The following is a 20,493-nucleotide window of genomic DNA, read 5'->3' as shown; positions in this document are numbered from 1 at the left end:
CAAAACACTGGTGCCACGCGTTCCGGCCGGGCGCCGCCGCCCGAGGCCCGCGCCGGACCTCGACGAGGAGGAGAAGGCGGACATGGCAGAAGCAGCCGGCGCAGCGGCGGGCGGCGACCACCGGATCGGCCGCAGGCTGTTCCTGGGCGGGGCGGGCGCGACCGTGCTGGGGGCGGCCTCCGGGCTGGTGCTCCCCGGCACCGCCCACGCCCAGACGATCACCACCAACCAGACCGGGACCCACAACGGGTACTACTTCTCGTTCTGGACCGACTCGCAGAACACGATCTCGATGACGCTCGGCGGCGGCGGGAACTACAGCACGTCGTGGCGCAACACCGGGAACTTCGTGGTGGGCAAGGGCTGGAGCAACGGCAGCCGCCGCACGGTGAACTACTCGGGCGGCTTCAGCCCCTCGGGCAACGGCTACCTGTGCCTGTACGGCTGGACGTCCAACCCGCTGGTCGAGTACTACATCGTGGAGAGCTGGGGGAACTACCGCCCCACCGGCACGTTCAAGGGCACCGTCGGCAGCGACGGCGGCACGTACGACGTCTACCAGACGATGCGCTACAACGCGCCTTCGGTGGAGGGCAACAACAAGACGTTCCCGCAGTTCTGGAGCACCCGGCAGTCCAAGCGGGTCGGCGGGTCCATCACCACCGGCAACCACTTCGACGCCTGGAGCCGGTACGGGTTGCGGCTGGGCGACTTCCGCTACTACATGATCATGGCGACCGAGGGCTACCAGAGCAGCGGCAGCTCGAACATCACCGTCTCCTGACCCGGCGCCACCGGATCCGCGACGGCGGCAGGGCACGGGAGCGCTCCTCCCCGCCGGAAGCGGAACGGCGCGGGCCACGACTCACGTCGTGGCCCGCGCCGTCCTGGATCAGCTCACCCCTTCAGCGCGTGGTCGATCGCCTCGATGATCCTCGGGCGCAGCTGCGCCACGCTGATGATCTCGTCCACCGAGCCGACCTCGACCGCGCGCTGGATGCTGTGCACCCGGTCGAACTCGGCCGCGACCTCGCCGAGCTTCTCGGCCCGCACCGACGCCTGCACCTCGGCCAGCTGGGTGTTCAGCGAGGCGCGCTCCGCGCCCGTGGCCGCCGCGACGAGCGCCTGGAGCTCGGTGACGCGGGGGTCGGTGGCGGTGCGGTTGTTGACCTCGCCGGAGAACACCACGGCCGCCGCGGGCGCGCCGCCGAGCACGGAGGCGAACGAGCCCTCCAGCGCCAGCACCGTCATGTTCGGGTTGAGCGCCTTGGAGAACACCACGAACGCGCCGCCGTGGTAGCGCGAGATCACGCAGAACACGATGGGGCCCTCGAAGTTCACCACGGCCCGGCCGATCTCCGCGCCGTACTCCAGCTGGAGCTTGCGCATCGACTCCGGCGAGCCGTCGAACCCGGACAGGTTCGCCAGCACCACCAGCGGCCGGTTGCCCGACGCGGCGTTGATGGCCCGCGCGGTCTTCTTGGACGAGCGCGGGAACAGCGTGCCCGCCGTGTAGGTGTCCGGGCCGTCGGTGGGCGGGAAGCCGCGACGGGGCACCGAGCGGGACTCGATGCCGATCAGGCACACCGGCCAGCCGCCGATGCGGGCGTCCTGCACCGCCGAGGTGTCCGCGTCGGCCATGCCCGCCCAGCGCTCCAGCACCGGGTGGTCCTGGTCGGTGACCGCGCGCATGACGGTGCGGATGTCGAACGGCTTCTTGCGGTCCGGGTTGTGCTCGGCCGAGAAGATCTGGCCCACGGTGGCGAAGTCGCTGCCCGCCACGGCGTGCGGGAAGCCGGACACGTCGCGCTCGGCCGGGTCCGAGGTCGGCGCGCGGCGCGGGCCGGTCTCGCCGGGCACGACGTACGAGTGGTCGTAGTGCGACATCAGCACGTCGCGCGCGCCCACCAGGTTCGGCGCCCAGTACTGCGCCTGCCCGTTCGGGCCCATGACGCGGTCGTAGCCGCCGATGCCGAAGTTGTCCTCGGCCGAGACGCCGCCGGAGAAGTCCAGCGACTGCTTGCCGGTGAGCACCATCGCCGAGTCCGGCGTCATGACCAGGATGCCCTTGGTGTGCATGAGCATCGTGGCCTCGGCGTTCCAGTACGGCTGGGCGCCGACGGTGATGCCCGCGACCACGATGTTGATCTCGCCGCCGTCCTGGGTGAACTCGACGATGCGCTTGAGCGCCGCCGCGACCCAGTCCATGTTCTCGGTGCCGGAGGTCATCGAGATCCGGGCGCCCGCCGAGAGCGCGAACCACTCCAGCGGCACGTCCATCCGGTCAGCGAGGTCGATCGCGGCGATGATCCGCGCGCACTCGGGCTCCGACAGGGCGCCGAGCGCCTTGGTCGGGTCGCCGAGCAGGATCACGCGGGTGACGCCCTCGGGGTGCCGGTCGGTCGGGGTGCTGATCACGCCCGCGACGAGCGCGGCGGTGTTGCGGCCCCTCGGCCGGTCGACGGGCACCAGTGCGCGGTGCTCGTCCAGGTCGTGCTCGACGAACTCGCCCTCGGCGCCGGTGAGCATCCCGACCAGCTCGTACGGGTAGGTGTTGCCGCGCCTGGCCGCCCGCACGACCTTCTGGCCGTAGTCGTCCAGCGGCAGCACCGGCTCGTTCGACGGCTCGCCGACGTGCAGCGTGGCGCCGTGGCCGGGGTCGAGCGCGATCCGCACGGCCACCTCGGCCAGGTCGCCGGACGAGGTGCGCTGGCGGGCCAGGAACTGGACCTCCTCGAGGCCCGCGCCGACGGCGGTCGGCAGGATGCGCTCGACCAGCGTGTTCAGCTCGTCCGGGGTCAGCTCGGTGGACGGCCAGACGTACATCATGATCCGGTTGGTGTCGAAGCGCTTGTTCTGCGGGCGCTTCGCCTGGATGTTGCGGATCGAGTCGAGGCAGGCCGTGATGGCCTCCTCCACGGCGGGCAGCGCGACGAGCCTGCCGTCGGACTCGCGCAGCGGGGTCAGGTCGCGGACCTGGCCCATGGCGATCAGCCGCTCGTCGGCCGGGTTGCTGCGGGCGGTGGCCTTGAACAGGTAGATCTCCTCGTCGACCGAGGGCAGCCTGGTCAGGTCGAACTCGCGCAGCCGGTGCAGCTGCAGGCGCTGGGCGATCTGCGGGTGCAGGCCCCGGATGAGCCGGTCCTCCACGAGCGCGCCGTTCTCCGGGCGGAACGTGAAGTGGTGGTGCATGACCGCGCCGGTGGAGCCCGCCACGGTCGTGGTGACCCGGCGGACCGAGTCGGGCAGCGGGTGCGCGGCGAGGACCTCGGCCAGCCGCACGGCCATGCCCTCGATGTCGGGCTGCCCGTCCCAGACCAGGTACAGGTCGGCCGCCAGGCCGCCCTCGCCGTTCGCCGCGATCCGGCCGACCGCGTCGACGGCGGCGGGCAGCGAGTCGATGTCGACGGCGGTGGCCACGACCCGGTGCACGCCGTTGCCGCCCTCGTAGTCGGCGGTGACGAACCGGCAGCCGGACAGGTCGGTGGTGGTGACCGAGGACAGCCTGCGGTTGCCGTAGTAGCGGCGGGTGATGACCTCCAGCAGCGGCCCGCTGTCCCGGTCGGGGCGGCCGACGCGGCCGGAGACCAGGCGCACCAGCGGCTGCGGACCGGCGACCATGGCCTGGATGCGCTCGGCGCGGTCCGGGGCGTCCGGGTTGTGGTCCAGGTAGCGCAGCGAGTCGCGGACCTCGACGAACACCTTGGCCCGGTTGCGGCGCAGCAGCGGCTGGGCGAACCAGCGGAACACGATGCCGCGCGCCAGGTCCGACAGCGCCGGGAAGCGGACCTGGGTGGCCTCGACCAGGTGCTCCAGTGCCAGACCGGCGCGCTGGAGCAGCGGCTCGGCGGGCGGCGGGGACTCGATCCACTGGCGCAGCAGCTCCGAGATCACCGCAGCGTGCGCGGCCGGGTCCTGCTGGGCCAGGAAGATCCGGAAGACCGCCGACTCCAGGCCGGGCGCGGTGCGGTCCAGCTCGGTGACGCCGTAGTGGGCGAGCACCCTGGAGAGCTTCGCGGTGAAGTCCTCGGGCAGCCCGGCCCGCTCGACGTCCAGGCTCTGCAGGTAGCTGTGGAAGTGCTCGCGCGGGCTGTGCACGGGGCTGCCCGGCTCGGCCTCCAGCTCGCCGCGCGGCTTGTTGCGGCTGAGCTCGGTCAGGTCGGCGAACGCGGTCAGCAGGTCCAGCTCGCCCTCGACGGGACGGCCGCCCAGCTCGGCGCGCGAGGCCAGGTAGCCGGACAGCACGCGGCCCCGGTCCTGCGGGTCGACGTCGAAGCCCAGCAGCAGGCTGCGCAGGTCGGCCAGGCAGTGCCCGAGCCGGTCCTCGGCGGCGACGCCGTCGCGCTCGGCGGGCAGGTCGACCGGCGCCTCCTCGGTGGCGGTCTCGGCCTCGGCGGCGGCGCCGTCGGCCAGCGGCTCCAGGCGCATCAGCGGCGCGCCGGTGGCCACCTGGCTGCCCACGGACACCGGGCGCTCCCGGACGCGGGCGCGGAACGGCGCGCGCAGCACCGTCTCCATCTTCATGCTCTCCAGCACCAGCACGGGCGCGCCCGCCTCGACCTCGTCGCCGACGGCGATCGGGGTGGCCACGACCAGCGCGGGCGCGGGCGAGCGGACGACGCCGCCCTCGTCCAGGCTGATGCGGTGCGCGACGCCGTCGACCTCGACCAGGTGGACGGGGCCGTGGGTGGCCACGACGAGGCGGTGGCGGCGGCCGTTGACGGTGATCTGGCCGCTGTGGTCGTCGAAGCGCTCGCCCTCGACGTCGGCGGTGTGCACGGCGCCGCCGCCGGAGACGCCGACGCGGAAGCGGGAGCGGCCGACGCGGGCCACGGTGACCTGGTAGCTCGCACCGCGCAGCTTGAGGTTCAGCGGGCGGCCGGTCTCGTGCTGCACCTGGGGGCGACCGCCGTACGCGGTGACCAGCAGGCCCTGGCGGCTGACCGCCTCCTCCTCCAGGTAGGAGGCGATGGCGGCGGTGGCGAGCGCGACGCCGGAGTGCCGGTGCACGACCAGGCCGCCGTCCGCGCGGACCCGGTCGATCCAGCCGGTGTCGGCGCTGGCGTCGATCACCTCGGGCTGGTCGAGCAGGTCGAGCACGAAGCTCTTGTTGGTGGCGCCGCCCTCGATGACGACGGTGGTCTCGGCCATGGCGCGGCGCAGGCGGCCGAGCGCCTCGGAGCGGTCCCGGCCGTAGGCGATGATCTTCGCGATCATCGAGTCGAAGTCGGCGGGGATGCTGTCGCCCTCGCTGACGCCGGTGTCGACCCGGATGCCGGGGCCGGAGGGCAGCACGAGGCGGGTGATGCGGCCGGGCGAGGGGGCGAAGTCGCGGTCGGGGTCCTCGGCGTTGAGCCGGGCCTCCACGGCGTGGCCGCTCTCGACCGGCTGCGGGCCCTCCAGCCTGCCGCCGGACGCGACGTGCAGCTGGAGCTTGACCAGGTCGGTGCCGGTGGTGATCTCGGTGATCGGGTGCTCGACCTGGAGGCGGGTGTTGACCTCGAGGAACGCGAACAGCTTCTCGCCGGGGTGGTAGAGGAACTCGACGGTGCCCGCGCCCCGGTAGTCCACGGCGAGCGCGAGGCGCTCGGCGGAGGCCTTGAGCTCGGCGGTCTGCTCGGGATCGAGGACGGGGGACGCCGACTCCTCGATGATCTTCTGGTTGCGGCGCTGCACGGAGCAGTCCCGCACGCCCAGGGCCCAGGCGGTGCCCTGGCCGTCCGCGATGACCTGCACCTCGACGTGCCGGGCCCCGGTGACCAGGCGCTCCAGGAACACGATGCCGGAGCCGAAGGCGCGCAGGGCCTCCTGGCTGGTGCGCTCGTAGGCCTCGGTGAGGTCCTCGGCGGAGGCGACCATGCGGATGCCGCGCCCGCCGCCACCGGCGGTGGCCTTGAGCATCAGCGGGTAGCCGATGCGGGCGCCCGCGCTGAGGGCGTCCTCCAGGGTGGCGACCTCGCCCTTGCTCCACGGGGCGACCGGGACGCCGACCTCCTCGGCGATCAGCTTCGCGCCGATCTTGTCGCCGAGCTTGCGCATGGCCTCGACGGACGGGCCGATGAAGGTCACGCCGATCCGGTCGCACAGCTCCGCGAACAGCGGGTCCTCGGCGACGAAGCCCCAGCCGACCCAGGCCGCGTCCGCGCCGGTCTCCAGCAGGGCGCGCTCCAGGACCGCGTGGTCCAGGTAGGGGCGGGCCGAGGCCGGGCCGATGCAGTGGGCGAGGTCGGCCTCGCGGACGAACGTCGAGCCCCGGTCCGCGTCGGTGTAGAGGGCGACCGTCTCGATGCGCCTCCCGGTCTCCGCGGACAGGTCCCGGACGGCGTGGATGAGCCGCATGGCGGCCTCACCGCGGTTGACGATGGCGACACGAGTGAACACCTTGCTGAGCCTCCCGATTACCCACGCGCGAAAGGCGGCGTCCGCGTACCGGAGCGCCGCCCGCAGCCTGATTCATAACCCTGACGGCTCGGCCACCCGCGCACCATGTTCGTGATGGGGTGTGGCGGGGCGGCCGGTTTGTAGGGTGTCGACAAAGGCCGCTGAGCGGTTACCACACGGATCAACGGCCACACAAGTTCCTCCGGAGGGGAGAACCGCCGGTTGCGGCGTAGGGGAAAGATCGCCAGGGGATCACCCAGAGCTACCTGGGTTTTACCGAACCCGTGGCGCGGGTTGTCGGTTTTGCACGGTGGTAGGGGTGCCGTCGGGGTGACCGCGCTACGGGGGTGCGCAGCCGCGCCCGGCAGCTAGGAGGGACCCCTCAGCCGTTGAGGCCGGTCTCGGTGACGCCCCTGACCAGGTGGCGCTGCAGGAGCGCGAACACCAGCACGACCGGCAGGATCGACACGGCGGCGGCGGCGAGCAGCAGGGTCGTCCTGGGGTTCTGCGCGGTGAGCAGGGCGGACAGCGCCACCTGGACGGTCCACGACGAGGAGTCCTGGGCGATCACCAGCGGCCACAGGAACTGGTTCCACGCGCCGATGAAGTCGATCACGGCGATGGCGGCGAGGAAGCCCAGCCGGTTCGGGACCACGATGCGGCGGAACACGCCCCAGCGGGACAGGCCGTCGAGCGTGCCCGCCTCCTCCAGCTCGGCCGGGAAGTCCAGGAAGCACTGCCGGAACAGGAAGGCGTTGAGGGCGCTGAACAGGCCGGGCACGACCAGCCCGCGCAGGTCGGAGACCCAGCCGAGGCTGGAGACGACCACGAAGGTCGGCAGGAACGTGACGGCGGCGGGGACCATCAGGGTGGCGACGATCGCGGCGAGCACCCGGTTCGCGTGCCGGTGGGGGACGCGGGCCAGCCCGTACCCGGCGGGCGCGCAGAGCAGCACCTGGCCCGCCGTCTGGAGCACGGCGACGGCGGTGGAGTTGAGCAGGCTGCGGGCGAACGGGACGTCGGTGGTGGTGAAGACCTGCCGGACGGTGGCCCACCCGGTGCCGACGCCGTCGCGCAGCAGCAGGGCGAACGGGAGCAGGAACAGCGCCGAGGAGAGCAGCAGGACGGTCCAGCGGGCGAGCGCGCCGACCAGGCCCGAGGTGGTGCGGCGGTGCCCGACCGGCCTCACCGGCCCGGCTCCCGCCGGACGCCCCGCAGCGCGCGCCCGGACAGCAGCGTCACCAGGGCGATCACCAGCGCGAGCACGACCGCGCCCGCGCTGCCCCGCCCGAGGTCCTGCCCGCCGGAGCCGAGCGAGGTGTAGTACAGGTACACCAGCGGCGGGCGGGCGAACGGCGGGTAGCCGCGCGAGTCGCCGAGGATGTTGTAGAACTCGTCGAACGCCTGGTAGGCGTTGATCAGGTTCAGGGTGAGCACGGCCACGAGCGCGCTGCGCAGGCCGGGCAGGGTGACGTGCCGGAAGGTCTGCCAGCGCGGGGACGCGCCGTCCACCCAGGCCGCCTCGTAGAGGTGCTGGGGGACGCGCTGGAGGGCGGCGACGAGCAGGATCGCGTAGAAGCCCAGTTGCAGCCACAGCCGGGCGCTGACCAGCACGACCCAGTACAGCGGCGGGTCGACCGTGCCGGTCCAGGCGAGCGGGTCGACGCCGAACCAGCCCAGCGCGGTGTTGGCCGCGCCGTCGGCGGTGCCGGGGAACAGGGCGGAGCGCCACAGCAGCGCGGCGACCACGTAGGAGCAGGCGAACGGCAGGAAGAACACCGAGCGGAAGAACGCGCGGGCGACGGTGATGCCGTTGAGCAGCAGGGCGAGGCCGAGCGCGAGGACCGTGGTGGCGGGGACGACGAGGGCGGCGAAGGTGGTGAACGTGCCGACGCTGTCCAGGAACGCCCGGTCGGTGAGGATCGCGGTGTAGTTGTCCAGGCCGGTGAAGCGGGTCGGGGTGACGGTGCCCCTGGCGTCGAACAGGCTGAGGTAGGCGCTCCAGGCGATCGGGACGCCGGTGAACAGCAGCAGCCCGGCCGCGAACGGGCCGACGAACAGCCAGAACGCCGGCGGGCGGCTGCGGGTCACCGGTCCAGCCTGGTGAGCTCGTCGCGGGCGGTGGCGACGGCGGCGCGCAGCTCCTCGGCGGGGTCGGCGCCCGCGCGGGCGACGCGGGAGACGGCGTCGGACAGGGCGGTGTTCGCGGCGGCGGTCCAGCGGGCCGGGCTGGCGACGCGGCCGAGGTCGGCGACGAGCTGGGCGACCTGCCCGCCGAGGCCGCCCGCGAGCCGGTCGGCGGCGTCCTCCAGGCTGGCGCGGGCGGGCAGGTGGGCGCCGAAGGCGGTGGCGAACTCGGCCTGGTGGTCGGTCCGCTCGACCCACAGCCAGCGCACGTAGTCCTTGGCGCGGTCGACGTCGGCGGCGCGGGCGTTGACCATCGCGCTGTAGGCGCCGACGGGCACGGACTCGGCGCCGTCCGCGTCCAGCCGGGGGAAGGGCAGCACGCCCACGTCGTCGCCGTGCGCCTCGACGATCTTCGGCAGGTTCCACAGGCCGGTCCACTGCATGGCGGTCAGGCCCTCGGTGAACGCGCCGGGGTCGGCCCAGTCGGTGGGGGCCCCGAGCAGGAGGCCGTCGGTGGCGTGCAGCTCGCGGAGCTTGCCGATGGCGGTGGCGGCGCGGGGGTCGTCGAAGCCGGGGGACCTGCCGTCCGCGCTGAGCAGGTCGAGGCCCGCGGACCACAGCAGCGGCGCGGTGAGCACGGCGACGCCGCCGTCGTTGCCCGCGAACAGGCCGCGCGCGGTGTTGCCGGACAGGCGGCGGGTGGCGTCGACCAGCTCGTCCACGGTAGTGGGCGGGGTCGCGCCCGCCTCGCGCAGGAGGCTGGGGCGGTAGAAGAGGACCTGGGTGTCGATGGCCTGGGGGATGCCGTAGAGGCGGCCGTCGACGGTCTGCGCGTCCAGGAGGGCCTTGACGAAGTCGGGTCGCTGGTCGCCGAGGAGGTCGTCGAGCGGGGCGACCTGCTGCTGCCTGACCCAGTCGACCTTGACCTGGGCCTCGAACACGTCGGGGGTCCGGCCGCCCTGGAGCGCGGTGACGATCTTGGAGTCGTAGTCGCCGGGGTTCCACTGCACCTCGACGCGGGCGTCGGGGTAACCGGCGGCGTACCGGCGGACGGCGTCCTGCACCCCGTCCTCGCCGTAGGCGTGGTACCAGTGGCTGAGCGTGCCGGGCGCGGACCCGTCCCGGCCGGTGTTGGACCCGCAGGCGGTCAGCGCGGGGCCGCCGCCGAGGCCGAGGCCGAGCAGCCCGGCTGCCGCGAGGAACGAGCGTCGGTCCAGTCCCCCGGTGCCCATGACACCACCTCCCCGGCTCGGAACTGCGGGGAATCATGGGGTTGGGGGCGATCTTGTGTCGAGGTCGTCCGCGTGGTGGACGGGGGTTGCGCGGGGCGGGTGGGACGGGCGCGGGCGGGCGTTGTGCCTGGTGCGCGCGGTGCGGCGGGGTGGTGGGGGCGCGGCGGCGGTGGCGGGGAAACCACCCGTTGGAGGTCATCCGGTAGAGGGGCGCGCTCGGCCGGTCGTGGTGGCGGGCGATCGCGCCTCGGAACACGCCACTGGCGTGCGGCGTGCTCCGAGGCCGGGACTGACGGAAACGGGCAGGGGGGTGCCCTCTTTACATCAGACCACTCTCGCGAATCCGACAACGACGATCAGAACGATCACGATGAGCATGATCTGAATCGTCTCGGCAGTATGCTTCTCCACTACGACCTCCTCTTTTCCCGCGTCGCCAGTCGGCCGAGTGGCCGACTGGCGATACGCCCCCTGGAGGCGGTCGCACACGCGCGGAAAAGCTTGTTCGCGCCGGTCAAGGCTCGCACACCGGCGCACTCGAAGGCAGGCGCAATGAAGAGGGAAGCGGGCCTTTTCACCCATATGCCGTTTTCTTCCCAGCCCGGTGGAATCCTCCAACGGCCCAGCCGCTAATTCCCCACCGCCAACGACGCCATCATCGCCGACGGGTACCGGTCGCCCCGCGCCGAACCGGCGGGCACCGCGCGCTCGATCGCCGCCAGGTCCCCCTCGGTCAGCTCCAGCTCGGCGGCGGGCAGCGCCTCCGCCAGCCGCTCCCGCGTCCGCGCCCCCACCAGCGGCACGACGTCGTCACCCCGCGACGCCACCCAGGCGATCGCCAGCTGCGCCACCGTGCACCCCTTCTCCCCCGCCACGGCGCGCAGCGCCTCCACCAGCGACAGGTTGTGCTCCACGTTCCCCGCGCCGAACCGGGGCGAGCGCGCCCGGTGGTCCCCCGCCGCCACCCGCGACGGGTCCCAGTGCCCGGAGATCAGCCCCCGCCCCAGCACCCCGTACGCGGTCACCCCGATCCCCAGCTCGCGCAGCACCGGCAGCACCTCGGCCTCCACCGCCCTGGAGATCAGCGAGTACTCGATCTGCAGGTCGGCGACCGGGTGCACCGCGTGCGCCCGGCGGATCGTCTCCGCACCCACCTCCGACAGCCCAAGGCGCCGCACGTGCCCGGCCTCGATTAGCTCCTTGACCGCCCCGACCGTGTCCTCGACCGGCACGGCCGGGTCCAGCCGCGCGGGCCGGTAGACGTCCACGTGGTCGACGCCCAGCCTGGTGAGCGAGTGCGCCAGGTAGTTCTTCACGGACGACGGCCGCGCGTCCGCGCCGAGGAACTCCATCCCCGGTCCGATCAGCTGCCCGAACTTCACGCTCAGCGCGTACTCCTCCCGCGCCCTCCCCCGCAGCGCCTCCGCCAGCAGCAGCTCGTTGTGCCCCGACCCGTAGAAGTCGCCGGTGTCGATCAGGGTCACCCCCGCGTCCAGCGCGGCGCGCACCGTCGCCAGGCTCTCCTCCCGGTCGGACGCGCCGTACGCGCCGGACATCGCCATCGCTCCCAGCCCCAGCCTGGACGCGGCGGGTCGGCTCGTGGTTCGGCTCTGCATCTCATCGCTCCTCGAAGCTGCGGTCACCGCGCCAACCCTGCGCGGCGCGGCGGCCCGGCGGGAGCGGAGCGCTGATCGTGGGAGGGCCGCTCCCTGGCTCGCGGCGCTCGCGCGGACGACCATGACCCCCGTGCACCGGGACCAGCTCGCCGACTTCCTGCGCCGCCGCCGCGAGGCGATCCGACCCGCCGAGGTCGGCCTCACCGAGGGCCCGCGCCGCCGCACCTCCGGCCTGCGCCGCGAGGAGGTGGCGATGCTCGCGGGCATGTCCACCGACTACGTCGTGCGCCTGGAGCAGGGCCGCAGCAGCCAGCCGTCCACCCAGCTGCTCGGGGCGCTGGCGCGGGCGCTGCGGCTGTCCGCCGACGAGCGCGACCACCTGTTCCGCCTGGCCGGTCACCAGCCGCCGCCCGCGTCGGGCTCGGCGCGGCAGGCGCGGGCCGGGCTGGTGCGGCTGCTCGACCTGATCGACGGCACCCCGGCGGTGGTGCTGTCGGACCTGGGCGAGACGCTGGCGCAGAACCGGGCGGCGGTGCTGCTGATGGGTGACCACGGCGCGTTCACCGGGGACGACCGCTACCTGCTGCACCGCTGGTTCACCGACCCGGACGCGCTCGCCGCGCACGCCCCGGAGGAGCGCGAGCGGCACTCGCGGAGCCTGGTCGCGGACCTGCGGGCGGCCGTGGGGCGGCGGGTGGGGACGGCGGACGAGGCGGTGGCGAACCGGCTGGTCGGGCGGTTGTCCGCGCTGAGCGCCGACTTCCGGCGGCTGTGGGCCGGGCACGAGGTCGCGGTGCGGGCGGTGGATCGCAAGACGCTGCTGCACCCGGCGGTGGGCAGGCTGGTGATGGACTGCGAGACGCTCGTGACGCCGGACCAGCGGCAGCTGCTGCTCGTGCTCACCCCGGCCGACGCGGAGAGCCGGGAGCGGCTCGACCTGCTGCGCGTGCTGGGGGTGGAGGAGTTCCCCGGCAGGCAGGTGCACCTGGGCTGACCTGCGGAGCTTGACGGTCCGCCGATCCACCGGCACCCTGGTGGCAGAGGGGAGTACCCACTCCGCCCGTGATCGTCAGTACGGTCGTCCCGCGACGACCCGGTCACGGCGCCACCGCGTCAGGCGGTGGTCGGGGAGACCTCTGGCCCGAACGAGAGCCGGAGGACCCGCCATGCGCGCCACCACCCGAATCACCACCGCTGTCGCCGCCGTCGCGGCCGTGCTGTCGCTGTCCGCGTGCGGCGCGCTGCAGGAGGCCTCGGACACGGCGGCCTCGGTCGCCGACACCGCCTCCACCATCCAGGTGTGCACCGACGCGCTCGCCCGGACCAGCGCGTCGTTCGACACGGGCAACCCCGAGCAGGCCGTCGACCAGGCGCACACCGCCGCCGCCGACCTCGGCGACCTGGCCGCCCGCGCGGCGGACACCACGGTCAACGAGGCGATCACCGCGCTGGCCACGACGCTGCGCGAGGTCACCGTGGACGACGTGATCACCCGGCCCGCGCAGTGGCTGGAGCTCAAGGCCCAGCAGGTCGCCACGCTGACCAGCGCCTGCGCGTCCTGACCGGGCGCCAGGGCGCCCGACCCCGGCTCGCCCGCCCCCGACACGTCCGGCGCCGACACGTCCGGCCCCGACACGTCCGGCGCAGAGCGGTTCGGCACAGAGCGGTCCGGCGCGGGCTCACCCCAGCAGCGCGCGCACGAACGCGCTCGCCGCGTCCGAGCGGTCGGGGCGGGTCAGGGCCACGGTCCGCCTGCCCCACACCAGCTCCGGGTCGCGCACCGGCACCCAGGTCACGCCGCGCGGCGCGGTGCTCGCGGCGAGGCCGGGCAGCACCGTGATGCCCAGCCCGGCCGCCACCAGCCCGAACCGGGTCGGCCAGCTCCGCGCCTCGTGCCCGACCACCGGGTCCACGAGCGTGGGCCACGCGCCGAACTGCGGCTCGCCCTCCTTGCCCGCGCCGACGACCCACACCTGGTCGGCGAGCTGCGCCACGTCCACCTCGGCCTGCCCGGCGAACGGGTGGTCGTCGGCCACCGCGACGCCCATCCCGGAGCGCCCCGGCACCTGCTCGACCACCAGCCCGGTCAGGTCGTAGTCGGGCAGCCCGTCGCCGACCGCGATCACCGCCACCTCCAGCCGCCCGGCGCGCAGCCTGCGCAGCAGCGCGGGGCTGCCCGCCTCGCCCAGCGACACGACCAGCGCCGGGTGCGCGGTCCGCAGCCGGGCGACGGCGCCCGGCGCCAGCGCGGCGGCGGCCGTCGGGTAGGCGCCGACGACCAGCCGCCCGGCCAGCCGGTCGCGCAGCCCGGCGATCTCCAGCTCGGCCGCCTCGACGTGGGCGACGACCCGCCTGGCGTGCCCGAGCAGCGCCTCGCCCGCCGGGGTCGGCCGGACGCCGCGCGCCCCGCGCTCGAACAGCGGGCTCCCCGCGGCGGTCTCCATCGCCCCGACCTGGCGGGACACGGCGGACTGGGTGTAGCCGAGCGCCTCGGCGGCGGCGGTGAACGACCCGCGCCGCGCCACCTCGACCACCACGCGCAGCCCCAGCAGGGTCATCCCGGACACGGCGACCAGTATCAGGGCCGCTCGGCGTCCGCCGCGAACGCCGCGTCCTTCCGCGCCTCGAACGCGGCCAGCCGCTCCCGGACCGCCCCGGTGACCAGCTCGTGCGCGTCCGAGTTCAGCAGCAGCCGCAGCGGCGGGTCTGCGGACAGCGCGGCCTCGATCACCGCGTGCGCCACCCCGGACTGGCTGCCCGGCATCCGCTCCACCGGCACCGGCTCCTGGTCGGCGGGCCCGCCCCGGTACGGCTCGCTGACCGGGACCCTGGTGGCCGCGTCGTAGAACGAGGTGCGCACCATGCCCGGTTCGACCAGGACGGTCCTGACGCCGAACGGCTCGACCTCGCGCGCCAGCGCCTCGAAGTAGCCCTCCAGGCCCCACTTGGTGGCGTGGTAGATCGCGAAGCCGGGGAACGTGAGGTGCCCGCCCATGCTGGACATCTGCACCAGCGTCCCGCCGCCCTGCGCCCGCAGCACGGGGACGGCCCGCCGGGCGAGCTGGATCGACGCGGTCAGGTTGGTGTCGACGCTGTCCCGCACCTGCCGGTCGCTCAGGTCCTCGGCCGCGCCGAACACCCCGTGCCCGGCGTTGGACACCACGACGTCGAGCCGCCCGAAGCGCGCGACGGCCTCGGCGAGCGCGCGCTCGACCTCGGCGGTGTCGGTGACGTCCAGCGCGCGCCGCCACAGCCGGTCGCCGTGCCGCTCGGCCAGGTCGTCCAGCCGCTCGGGCGCGCGCAGCGTCGCGGCGACCCGGTCCCCGCGCGCCAGGACCCGCTCGACGATCTCCCGCCCGATCCCCCTGGACGACCCGGTGACGAACCACGTGGTGGACATGCGAGCACTTCCCCTCCGGTTGACGACCCCACCGACGCTAGTGATCCGCACCCATGCCGACCAGCGATGATCGAGCACGGCAGCCATGCGGAATCCGCATACCTCCCGCTCGCGGGACCGGCGCGCCCCACGGCCCGCGCGCGTGTTCCGCCTCTCCCCCACCGGGAATCCGCTCCGCCGCTCGCCCCGCGAGTGCGATACTCCCGCCCATGGTGCGAGCGGGGACGACGTCGGGTGTGCAGCTGCTGCTGTCCGAAGTGGACCCGGACCTCGCTTCGGCGGTGCGGCAGCGGATCGACCTGCCGCCGGACGACCGGCCGCGCTTCCAGGCGGACTGGTTCCCGTTCCGCTCCGCGATCCTGTGGCGGCTGGAGAACGACGACCCCGAGGTCAACCGGGCGATCGCGCACTCCCTGCCCGACTGGTCGCTGCGCCGCCGGATCGCCACGGGCGTGCCGTTCGGCTCGGCGCCGGGCCCGCTGCCGGTGCTCGACTGCTACTCCAGGTGCGACCACGCCCCGCCGCCGCTCCCGGACGGCGCGGACACCACCGAGGGCGCGATCGCGCTGCTGCGCTCGGTCACCAGCATGTCGGAGGGCAACCAGGCCGCGGGCGCGGTCGCCTGGGACGACTGGGAGGCGGTCGTGGCCGCCGACCGCGCGGAGCCGCTGCCCGGTTACGCGAAGTGGGCGGTGGCGGGCCGGGTGGACTGCCCGCACGAGGTCCGCCTCGCGCTGGCCACGCACCGCAAGCACCGCACCCGCCTGCGCGACGCGGGGCTGGTGCGCGACGCGGCGGAGTACGCGCTGGAGTTCCCGAACACCTCCTACGTCCTGCAGGTGCTGAACACCGGCAGGTGGGCGTTCCCGCACCGCGCGGCCGAGGCCGCCGCCGCGCTGGGCCCGCTGGTGCGCGAGGAGCTGGGCGAGGACCTGGAGGCCTGGTCGGTGCTGGCGCAGCTGCTGCCCACGTTCACCGGCACCGCGCCGGAGCTGCTGCGCACCTGCGGCGCGATCACGCGGGTCTGACGCGCGGTGGAGCGCTCGGCGCGGCGGCACGTCGTCGACCTGGCCGACCGGAGGGCCCTGCTGGCGTGGCGACCGGCGGCGCCCGAGGTGGTGGCGGAGGCGACCCGGCTCAAGGAGGCGGCCCTGCTGGACTTCGGCCTGTCCGGCTCGCCGGTCGCGTCGTGGCTGTTCGCCAAGTGCCGCCACCAGGTCCCGACCACGGCGGTGCCGACGGCGGCGGTCGTGGCCTCCGGCGACGGCTCGTGCCTGCTGCTCTACAACCCGGACTTCTTCGTGGCGCTGGGCCTGGACGGCGTGAAGTTCGTGCTGTTCCACGAGGCGAGGCACCTGGTGCACCGGCACCTGTTCGTCGAGCCGGAGCTGGCGGGCGACCCGCTGTTCACGCTCGCCGCCGAGGTCGCGATCAACCACGTGGCGCTGATCCGGTTGCGCCGCACCGGTCTGCCCGAGGTGGCCGGGGAACCGGTCGGCGTCGACCCGAGGGCCGTGCACGACCGCTACCGCGAGGATCTGGCCGGACGTGGCCTGGACCCCCTGGCGTACCAGGCCTTCACCGCCACCGACCTCGGGATCTACCGCGAGCTCAAGCGGATGGCGACCCCGCCCGTGCCCACCGCCGTGTGCGTGCACCAGGGCGAGGGCGAGGCGCCGCTGGACCAGGGGTCCGCCGACGCGCTGGCCTCGTCGGCGCTGCTGGACGCGCTGCTGTCCGCCCGCAGGGGCAACCGGCACGCCGACTCGGAGGTGACGGACCTGGTGCGCCGCACCGACGGCACCTCGGAGAGCGCGAGCAGGCGGTGGTCCGGGCTCGGCGCGGCCGGGCTGGTGCGCGGGCGGACCTCGAACCACGAGGTGACCGACTGGTGGCAGCGCTGGCTGGTCGGGGTGCTGGGCACGCTGCTCAGCCCCGGCGAGCGGCTGGTGTACCCGCGCAAGCGCGGCGCGGTGCTGGCCGCGCTCGGGCACGACCCGACCCTGGCGCGGGTGGGGCCGAGGCGCGAGGTGTCGCTGGTGGTCGCGCTCGACGTGTCTGGCTCGCTGGTGGACGGCGTGGTGGCGTGGATGGCGGAGCTGGTGGGGCGGATCGAGGGCGCGCGGGTGCGCTGGCTGGCGTTCGACACCGCCGTCGTGCCGTTCACGCCCGGCCAGGCGGTGCGCGGCGGTGGCGGCACCGACTTCCAGGCGGTGGTGGACCACGTCGAAGGGAAGTCCACTGTGGACGGTGCCGGGTTCGACGGTCCGGTGGACGCGGTCGTCGTGCTCACCGACGGCTTCGCGCCCCGCGTCACCCCGGCCGAGCCGGACAAGTGGATCTGGCTCATCACCCCCGGCGGCGACGACTGGCCGGACGCGCACCGGCCGCAGATGGCGTGCCACCGGATCAGACCGGTTCTCCAGACGGGACAGCGGACGTGAGCAGCACCTGGCGCCCCAGCGCGACCTACCCGGAGCCGCCGCCGCGCGGCCGGGGGTCGCGGCTGGCGGACTTCATCGACGCCATGATCGCCACCGGTCAGACCGGGCAGGTCTTCGGCTCGCACGGCATCGGCAAGACGGCCACGTTCACCTCGCACCTGGCCGAGGCGCACCCGGACAAGACCCTGGTGGTCGTGCCCGCCGCGAACCTCACCCCGGACGACCTGCTGGTGAACGCGCCGGTGCGGGACGCGGCGACCGGGGAGCTGGTGCTGCGCCAGCTCGTCATGGGCCAGCTCAAGCCGGGCAGGCCGTTCGTGCTGCTGGTCGACGACTCGCTCCAGGCCGGGCCCGCGATCCAGTCCCAGCTGATGCAGGTGGCGTGCGACTGGACGCTCGGCGAGCACGACCTGCGCGAGCTGGGCTGCGTCGGGGTGTTCCTGACCGACAACGAGGACCTGGCCGAGACGGGCGCGCGGCGCGACGACCTGGCGGTTCTGGACCGCATGGTGACGGTGCGGGTCGGCGCGGATGACACGGCGTGGCGGGTGCGGTTGGCCGAGCGGTTCCGGGACTGGGACCTGCGCGGGGTGTTCGACGTGTGGTCCTCGCTGGGCCCGGCGCTGCGGGAGGCGCTGGCGCCGCGCACCGTGGAGCACGTGCTGGCCAACGCGCGCGAGGGGTTCCCGCTGGTGTGGGGGCTGCCGCTGGTGAACGGCGAGCGGATGGCGCTGGTGGAGCGGCTGCCGGACGGGCGGAGCGAGGACCGCACCACCGAGGTGCTGGACCGGATCGCCGACGCGCTGGGCGTGCCCAACCCGTCCACTGTGGACGACCCGGTGCGGCGGGTGCTGCGGGCGGCGCTGCGGAACCGGTGGGCGGTGCTGCTGCAGGGGCCGCCGGGGTGCGGGAAGACCGCGCTGGTGCGGCAGGTCGTGCGGGAGGAGCTGGGGCGCGACCCGGTGTACTTCTCCATGCCGGTGACCAGCGTGGAGGACCTGTGCGTACCGGTGCCGACGCCGGACGGGTCGCTGGAGTCGCTGCTGGCCGCGCGGTTCGCCGGGAGCGGGCCGAAGGCGGTGGTGTGGGACGAGTACAACCGGCCCAAGGACCGGTCGGCGTTCGCGAAGCTGATGGAGATCACGCAGGAGTGGTCGCTGGCCGGGCGGCCGATCGCGGGGCTGCGCGCGCAGGTCGCGATCCAGAACCCGCCGTACCACCTGGGGCGCAAGCTGAACGTGTCGCGCAACAACATCGCGCAGGCGACCCGGTTCACCGCCTCGCTGGTGGTGGAGCCGGGCGACGTGCCCGCGAACGAGTGGCTGATCGCGCGGTACGGGGCGCCCGCGGAGACCGTGCTGGACTGGTGGAAGCACGACCTGGACGACGACGCGCGGGCGTGGGTGACCAAGCGGACCGCCGAGCGGCTGGTGAAGCTGCACCTGCACGGGCTGCCGCTGGAGTCGGCGCTGATCTACCTCGGCGACGGGGAGTACGCGCCGGTGCCGCTGGAGTCGCTGGTGGACCGGTTCGAGCGGCGGCGGCCGGTGGCCGGGCTCGGGGACCTGGCGCGGCGGGTGGAGGTGTGGGAGGCGCGGTTGCGGCGGGCGCTGGAGGCCTCGGACGAGGGCGACGACGACAGCGACGTGGTGCACCGGGTGCTGGCGAACGCGGAGGTGTCGCAGCTGCGCAAGCACCGGAAGGCGGTGCGGCGGCTGGTGGTGCTGCTGCCGCCGAAGCTGCGGGCCACCTACCTGGTCGGCGCGGCCCCGGACCGGCAGCGGTTCTGGGTGGACGCGTTCACCTCGTTGCCGCGCAAGGGGTGAGGCGCTTCCCCGTGGCTACCAGGCGGCTTCGCGGTAGTCCTTGAGGAACACGCCGGAGACCGGGTCGCCCGCCTCGCCCCGGACGATCGGGTCGTAGACGCGGGCGGCGCCGTCGACCACGTCCAGCGGGGTGCGGAAGCCCTGCTGCGCGAGGTGTTCCTTCTTCGGCGCGGGGTTCTCGTCGGTGACCCAGCCGGTGTCGACCGCGCACATGTGCACGCCGTGGCGGGCGAGGTCGGGGCCGCTGGTGCGGGTGAGCATGTTCAGGGCGGCCTTGGCCATGTTGGTGTGCGGGTGGCCGGAGGTCTTGTTGCGGACCGCGAAGCGGCCCTCCACGGCGGTGACGTTGACGACGTAGCGGCGCGGGGCCGGTGCGGCGAGCAGCAGCGGCAGCAGGCGGTCGCACAGCAGGACCGGGGCGAAGGCGTTGACCAGCTGGGTCTCCAGGACCTCGGCGGGGTCGAGCTCGCCCAGGCGCGCGGACCAGGAGTTGGCGGGCGCGGTGTCCGGGACCAGGCCAGCCTCGTCCAGCCGGGCGGGGGTGTCCGGTCGGGCGGGCATGGCTGGTCGGGCAGGCGCGGCCGGTCGGGCGGACTCGTCCAGACGGGCGGGCGCGGCGCCTGCGGAGAGGTCGGCGGCCCCGTCCGCGAGCACGAGTTCGAGGGCGGCGCGGCTCTGGTCGGCCGGGAGCGCGGCGCGGTAGCCGGGGGCGAGCAGGACGCCGGGCGGCAGCGGGCCGGTCTCGGCGGCGGTGAGCGGGGCGTAGGCCTCGGGCGGGCGGCGGACGGTCTGGGCGGCGTTGTTGATCAGGACGTCCAGCGGTCGGCCGTCCGCGCGCAGGTCGTCGCACAGGCCGAGCACCTGGCGCGGGTCGCGCAGGTCGACGCCGACGACGGTGAGCCGGTGCAGCCAGTCCGCGCTGCTCGGGTCGGCGCGGAAGCGGCGGGCGGCGTCGCACGGGAAGCGGGTGGTGACGATCAGCTCGGCGCCGTCGCGCAGCAGCATCAGGGCGAGCTGGAAGCCGATCTTGACGCGCCCGCCGGTGAGCAGCGCGCGGCGGCCGGTGAGGTCGGTGGACGCGGTGCGGCGGCGGGTGTTGTCGCTCGCGCACTCGGGGCAGAGCAGGTGGTAGAAGGCGTCCACGAGCCGGTAGGGGCGCTTGCAGACGTAGCAGAGCCGGGAGCGGTGCGTCGGGCTCGGCTGGGCGGGCGGCACGGGCGCGAGCGGGGCGTCGTCCCTGCGGTCGGCGGCGCCGGTGGCGGTGGCGGCGCGGGTGCGGGCGTCGGCGACGGCCTGGTGGGCGTCGCGGGTCTTGCGGCGGCGGCGCTTGCCGTCGCGGACGAGCGACTCGGCGGCCCGCTCGGCGCGCAGGCGGACCGGGTCGTCGTCGGGGAGCGCGCGCAGGCGGGCGAGGGCGGCGTGGAAGGCCGCCTCGTCGAACTCGTCGTGCGCCACGTCTCCCCTTCG

14 protein-coding genes are annotated in these 20,493 nt (G+C 74.3%); 6 read left to right on the top strand and 8 right to left on the bottom strand.

Annotated elements, in window-relative coordinates; translation table 11 throughout:
- Positions 1 to 82: 82 nt before the first annotated feature.
- A complete protein-coding gene (xynA, locus tag LV78_RS13220; protein WP_253845495.1) occupies positions 83 to 784 on the top strand; it encodes an endo-1,4-beta-xylanase XynA in 702 nt (233 codons plus the stop codon).
- 113 nt (positions 785 to 897) lie between these two features.
- Here the strand turns inward: xynA and LV78_RS13215 are convergent, their stop codons facing one another.
- The 5 genes from LV78_RS13215 to LV78_RS13195 form a co-directional block, all read right to left on the bottom strand.
- Positions 898 to 6,381, bottom strand: coding sequence for an ATP-binding protein (locus LV78_RS13215; protein WP_253845491.1), 5,484 nt, complete (start codon positions 6,379 to 6,381; stop codon positions 898 to 900).
- Positions 6,382 to 6,763: 382 nt separating this feature from the next.
- The gene (locus LV78_RS13210; protein WP_372494876.1) at positions 6,764 to 7,570 is read right to left on the bottom strand and encodes a carbohydrate ABC transporter permease; all 807 of its coding nucleotides are present in this window, start codon (positions 7,568 to 7,570) and stop codon (positions 6,764 to 6,766) included.
- A complete protein-coding gene (locus LV78_RS13205) occupies positions 7,567 to 8,472 on the bottom strand; it encodes a carbohydrate ABC transporter permease (RefSeq protein ID WP_253845488.1) in 906 nt (301 codons plus the stop codon). The genes LV78_RS13210 and LV78_RS13205 overlap by 4 nt, the downstream gene beginning before the upstream one ends.
- Positions 8,469 to 9,740 (bottom strand): ABC transporter substrate-binding protein, encoded by a 1,272-nt coding sequence (locus LV78_RS13200; protein WP_253845486.1) that lies wholly within the window; start codon positions 9,738 to 9,740, stop codon positions 8,469 to 8,471. Before LV78_RS13200 ends, LV78_RS13205 begins: the two co-directional genes overlap by 4 nt.
- 629 nt (positions 9,741 to 10,369) lie before the next feature.
- Positions 10,370 to 11,356 (bottom strand): aldo/keto reductase, encoded by a 987-nt coding sequence (locus LV78_RS13195; protein WP_253845484.1) that lies wholly within the window; start codon positions 11,354 to 11,356, stop codon positions 10,370 to 10,372.
- Between the two features lie 130 nt (positions 11,357 to 11,486).
- Here LV78_RS13195 and LV78_RS13190 point away from each other — a divergent pair, with 130 nt between their 5' ends.
- Positions 11,487 to 12,350 (top strand): helix-turn-helix domain-containing protein, encoded by an 864-nt coding sequence (locus LV78_RS13190; RefSeq protein ID WP_253845483.1) that lies wholly within the window; start codon positions 11,487 to 11,489, stop codon positions 12,348 to 12,350.
- A gap of 172 nt (positions 12,351 to 12,522) precedes the next feature.
- Complete coding sequence (locus LV78_RS13185; RefSeq protein ID WP_253845481.1) at positions 12,523 to 12,918, top strand: bacteriophage spanin2 family protein; 396 nt, start codon at positions 12,523 to 12,525, stop codon at positions 12,916 to 12,918.
- Positions 12,919 to 13,035: 117 nt separating this feature from the next.
- Here LV78_RS13185 and LV78_RS13180 read toward each other — a convergent pair whose 3' ends face one another.
- Together LV78_RS13180 and LV78_RS13175 are read right to left on the bottom strand one after the other, a co-directional pair.
- The gene (locus LV78_RS13180) at positions 13,036 to 13,914 is read right to left on the bottom strand and encodes a LysR family transcriptional regulator (RefSeq protein WP_253845575.1); all 879 of its coding nucleotides are present in this window, start codon (positions 13,912 to 13,914) and stop codon (positions 13,036 to 13,038) included.
- Positions 13,915 to 13,934: 20 nt separating this feature from the next.
- Entirely contained in the window at positions 13,935 to 14,756 is an 822-nt protein-coding gene (locus LV78_RS13175; protein WP_253845479.1) for an SDR family oxidoreductase, read from the bottom strand.
- A 209-nt stretch (positions 14,757 to 14,965) separates the two neighbouring features.
- Here LV78_RS13175 and LV78_RS13170 point away from each other — a divergent pair, with 209 nt between their 5' ends.
- Genes LV78_RS13170 through LV78_RS13160 form a run of 3 tightly spaced genes read left to right on the top strand, consistent with a single transcriptional unit; the run spans position 14,966 to position 19,026 of the window.
- The gene (locus tag LV78_RS13170) at positions 14,966 to 15,784 is read left to right on the top strand and encodes a hypothetical protein (protein WP_253845478.1); all 819 of its coding nucleotides are present in this window, start codon (positions 14,966 to 14,968) and stop codon (positions 15,782 to 15,784) included.
- Positions 15,785 to 15,790: 6 nt separating this feature from the next.
- Positions 15,791 to 17,200 carry a vWA domain-containing protein gene (locus LV78_RS13165; protein ID WP_253845476.1) on the top strand — a complete coding sequence of 470 codons (1,410 nt, stop codon included), beginning with the start codon at positions 15,791 to 15,793 and terminating at the stop codon, positions 17,198 to 17,200.
- Positions 17,197 to 19,026, top strand: a complete 1,830-nt coding sequence (locus LV78_RS13160) for an AAA family ATPase (protein ID WP_253845474.1) — start codon at positions 17,197 to 17,199, stop codon at positions 19,024 to 19,026. Before LV78_RS13165 ends, LV78_RS13160 begins: the two co-directional genes overlap by 4 nt.
- A 15-nt stretch (positions 19,027 to 19,041) precedes the next feature.
- Here the strand turns inward: LV78_RS13160 and LV78_RS13155 are convergent, their stop codons facing one another.
- Positions 19,042 to 20,481 (bottom strand): SDR family NAD(P)-dependent oxidoreductase, encoded by a 1,440-nt coding sequence (locus tag LV78_RS13155; protein ID WP_253845471.1) that lies wholly within the window; start codon positions 20,479 to 20,481, stop codon positions 19,042 to 19,044.
- Positions 20,482 to 20,493 lie beyond the last annotated feature (12 nt).

Origin of the sequence: Actinosynnema pretiosum (genome assembly GCF_024171695.1) — a bacterium.
Classification (GTDB): domain Bacteria; phylum Actinomycetota; class Actinomycetes; order Mycobacteriales; family Pseudonocardiaceae; genus Actinosynnema; species Actinosynnema pretiosum.
The sequence above is the reverse complement of the archived record's forward strand: the minus strand, read 5'-3'. Positions and strand labels throughout refer to the sequence as shown.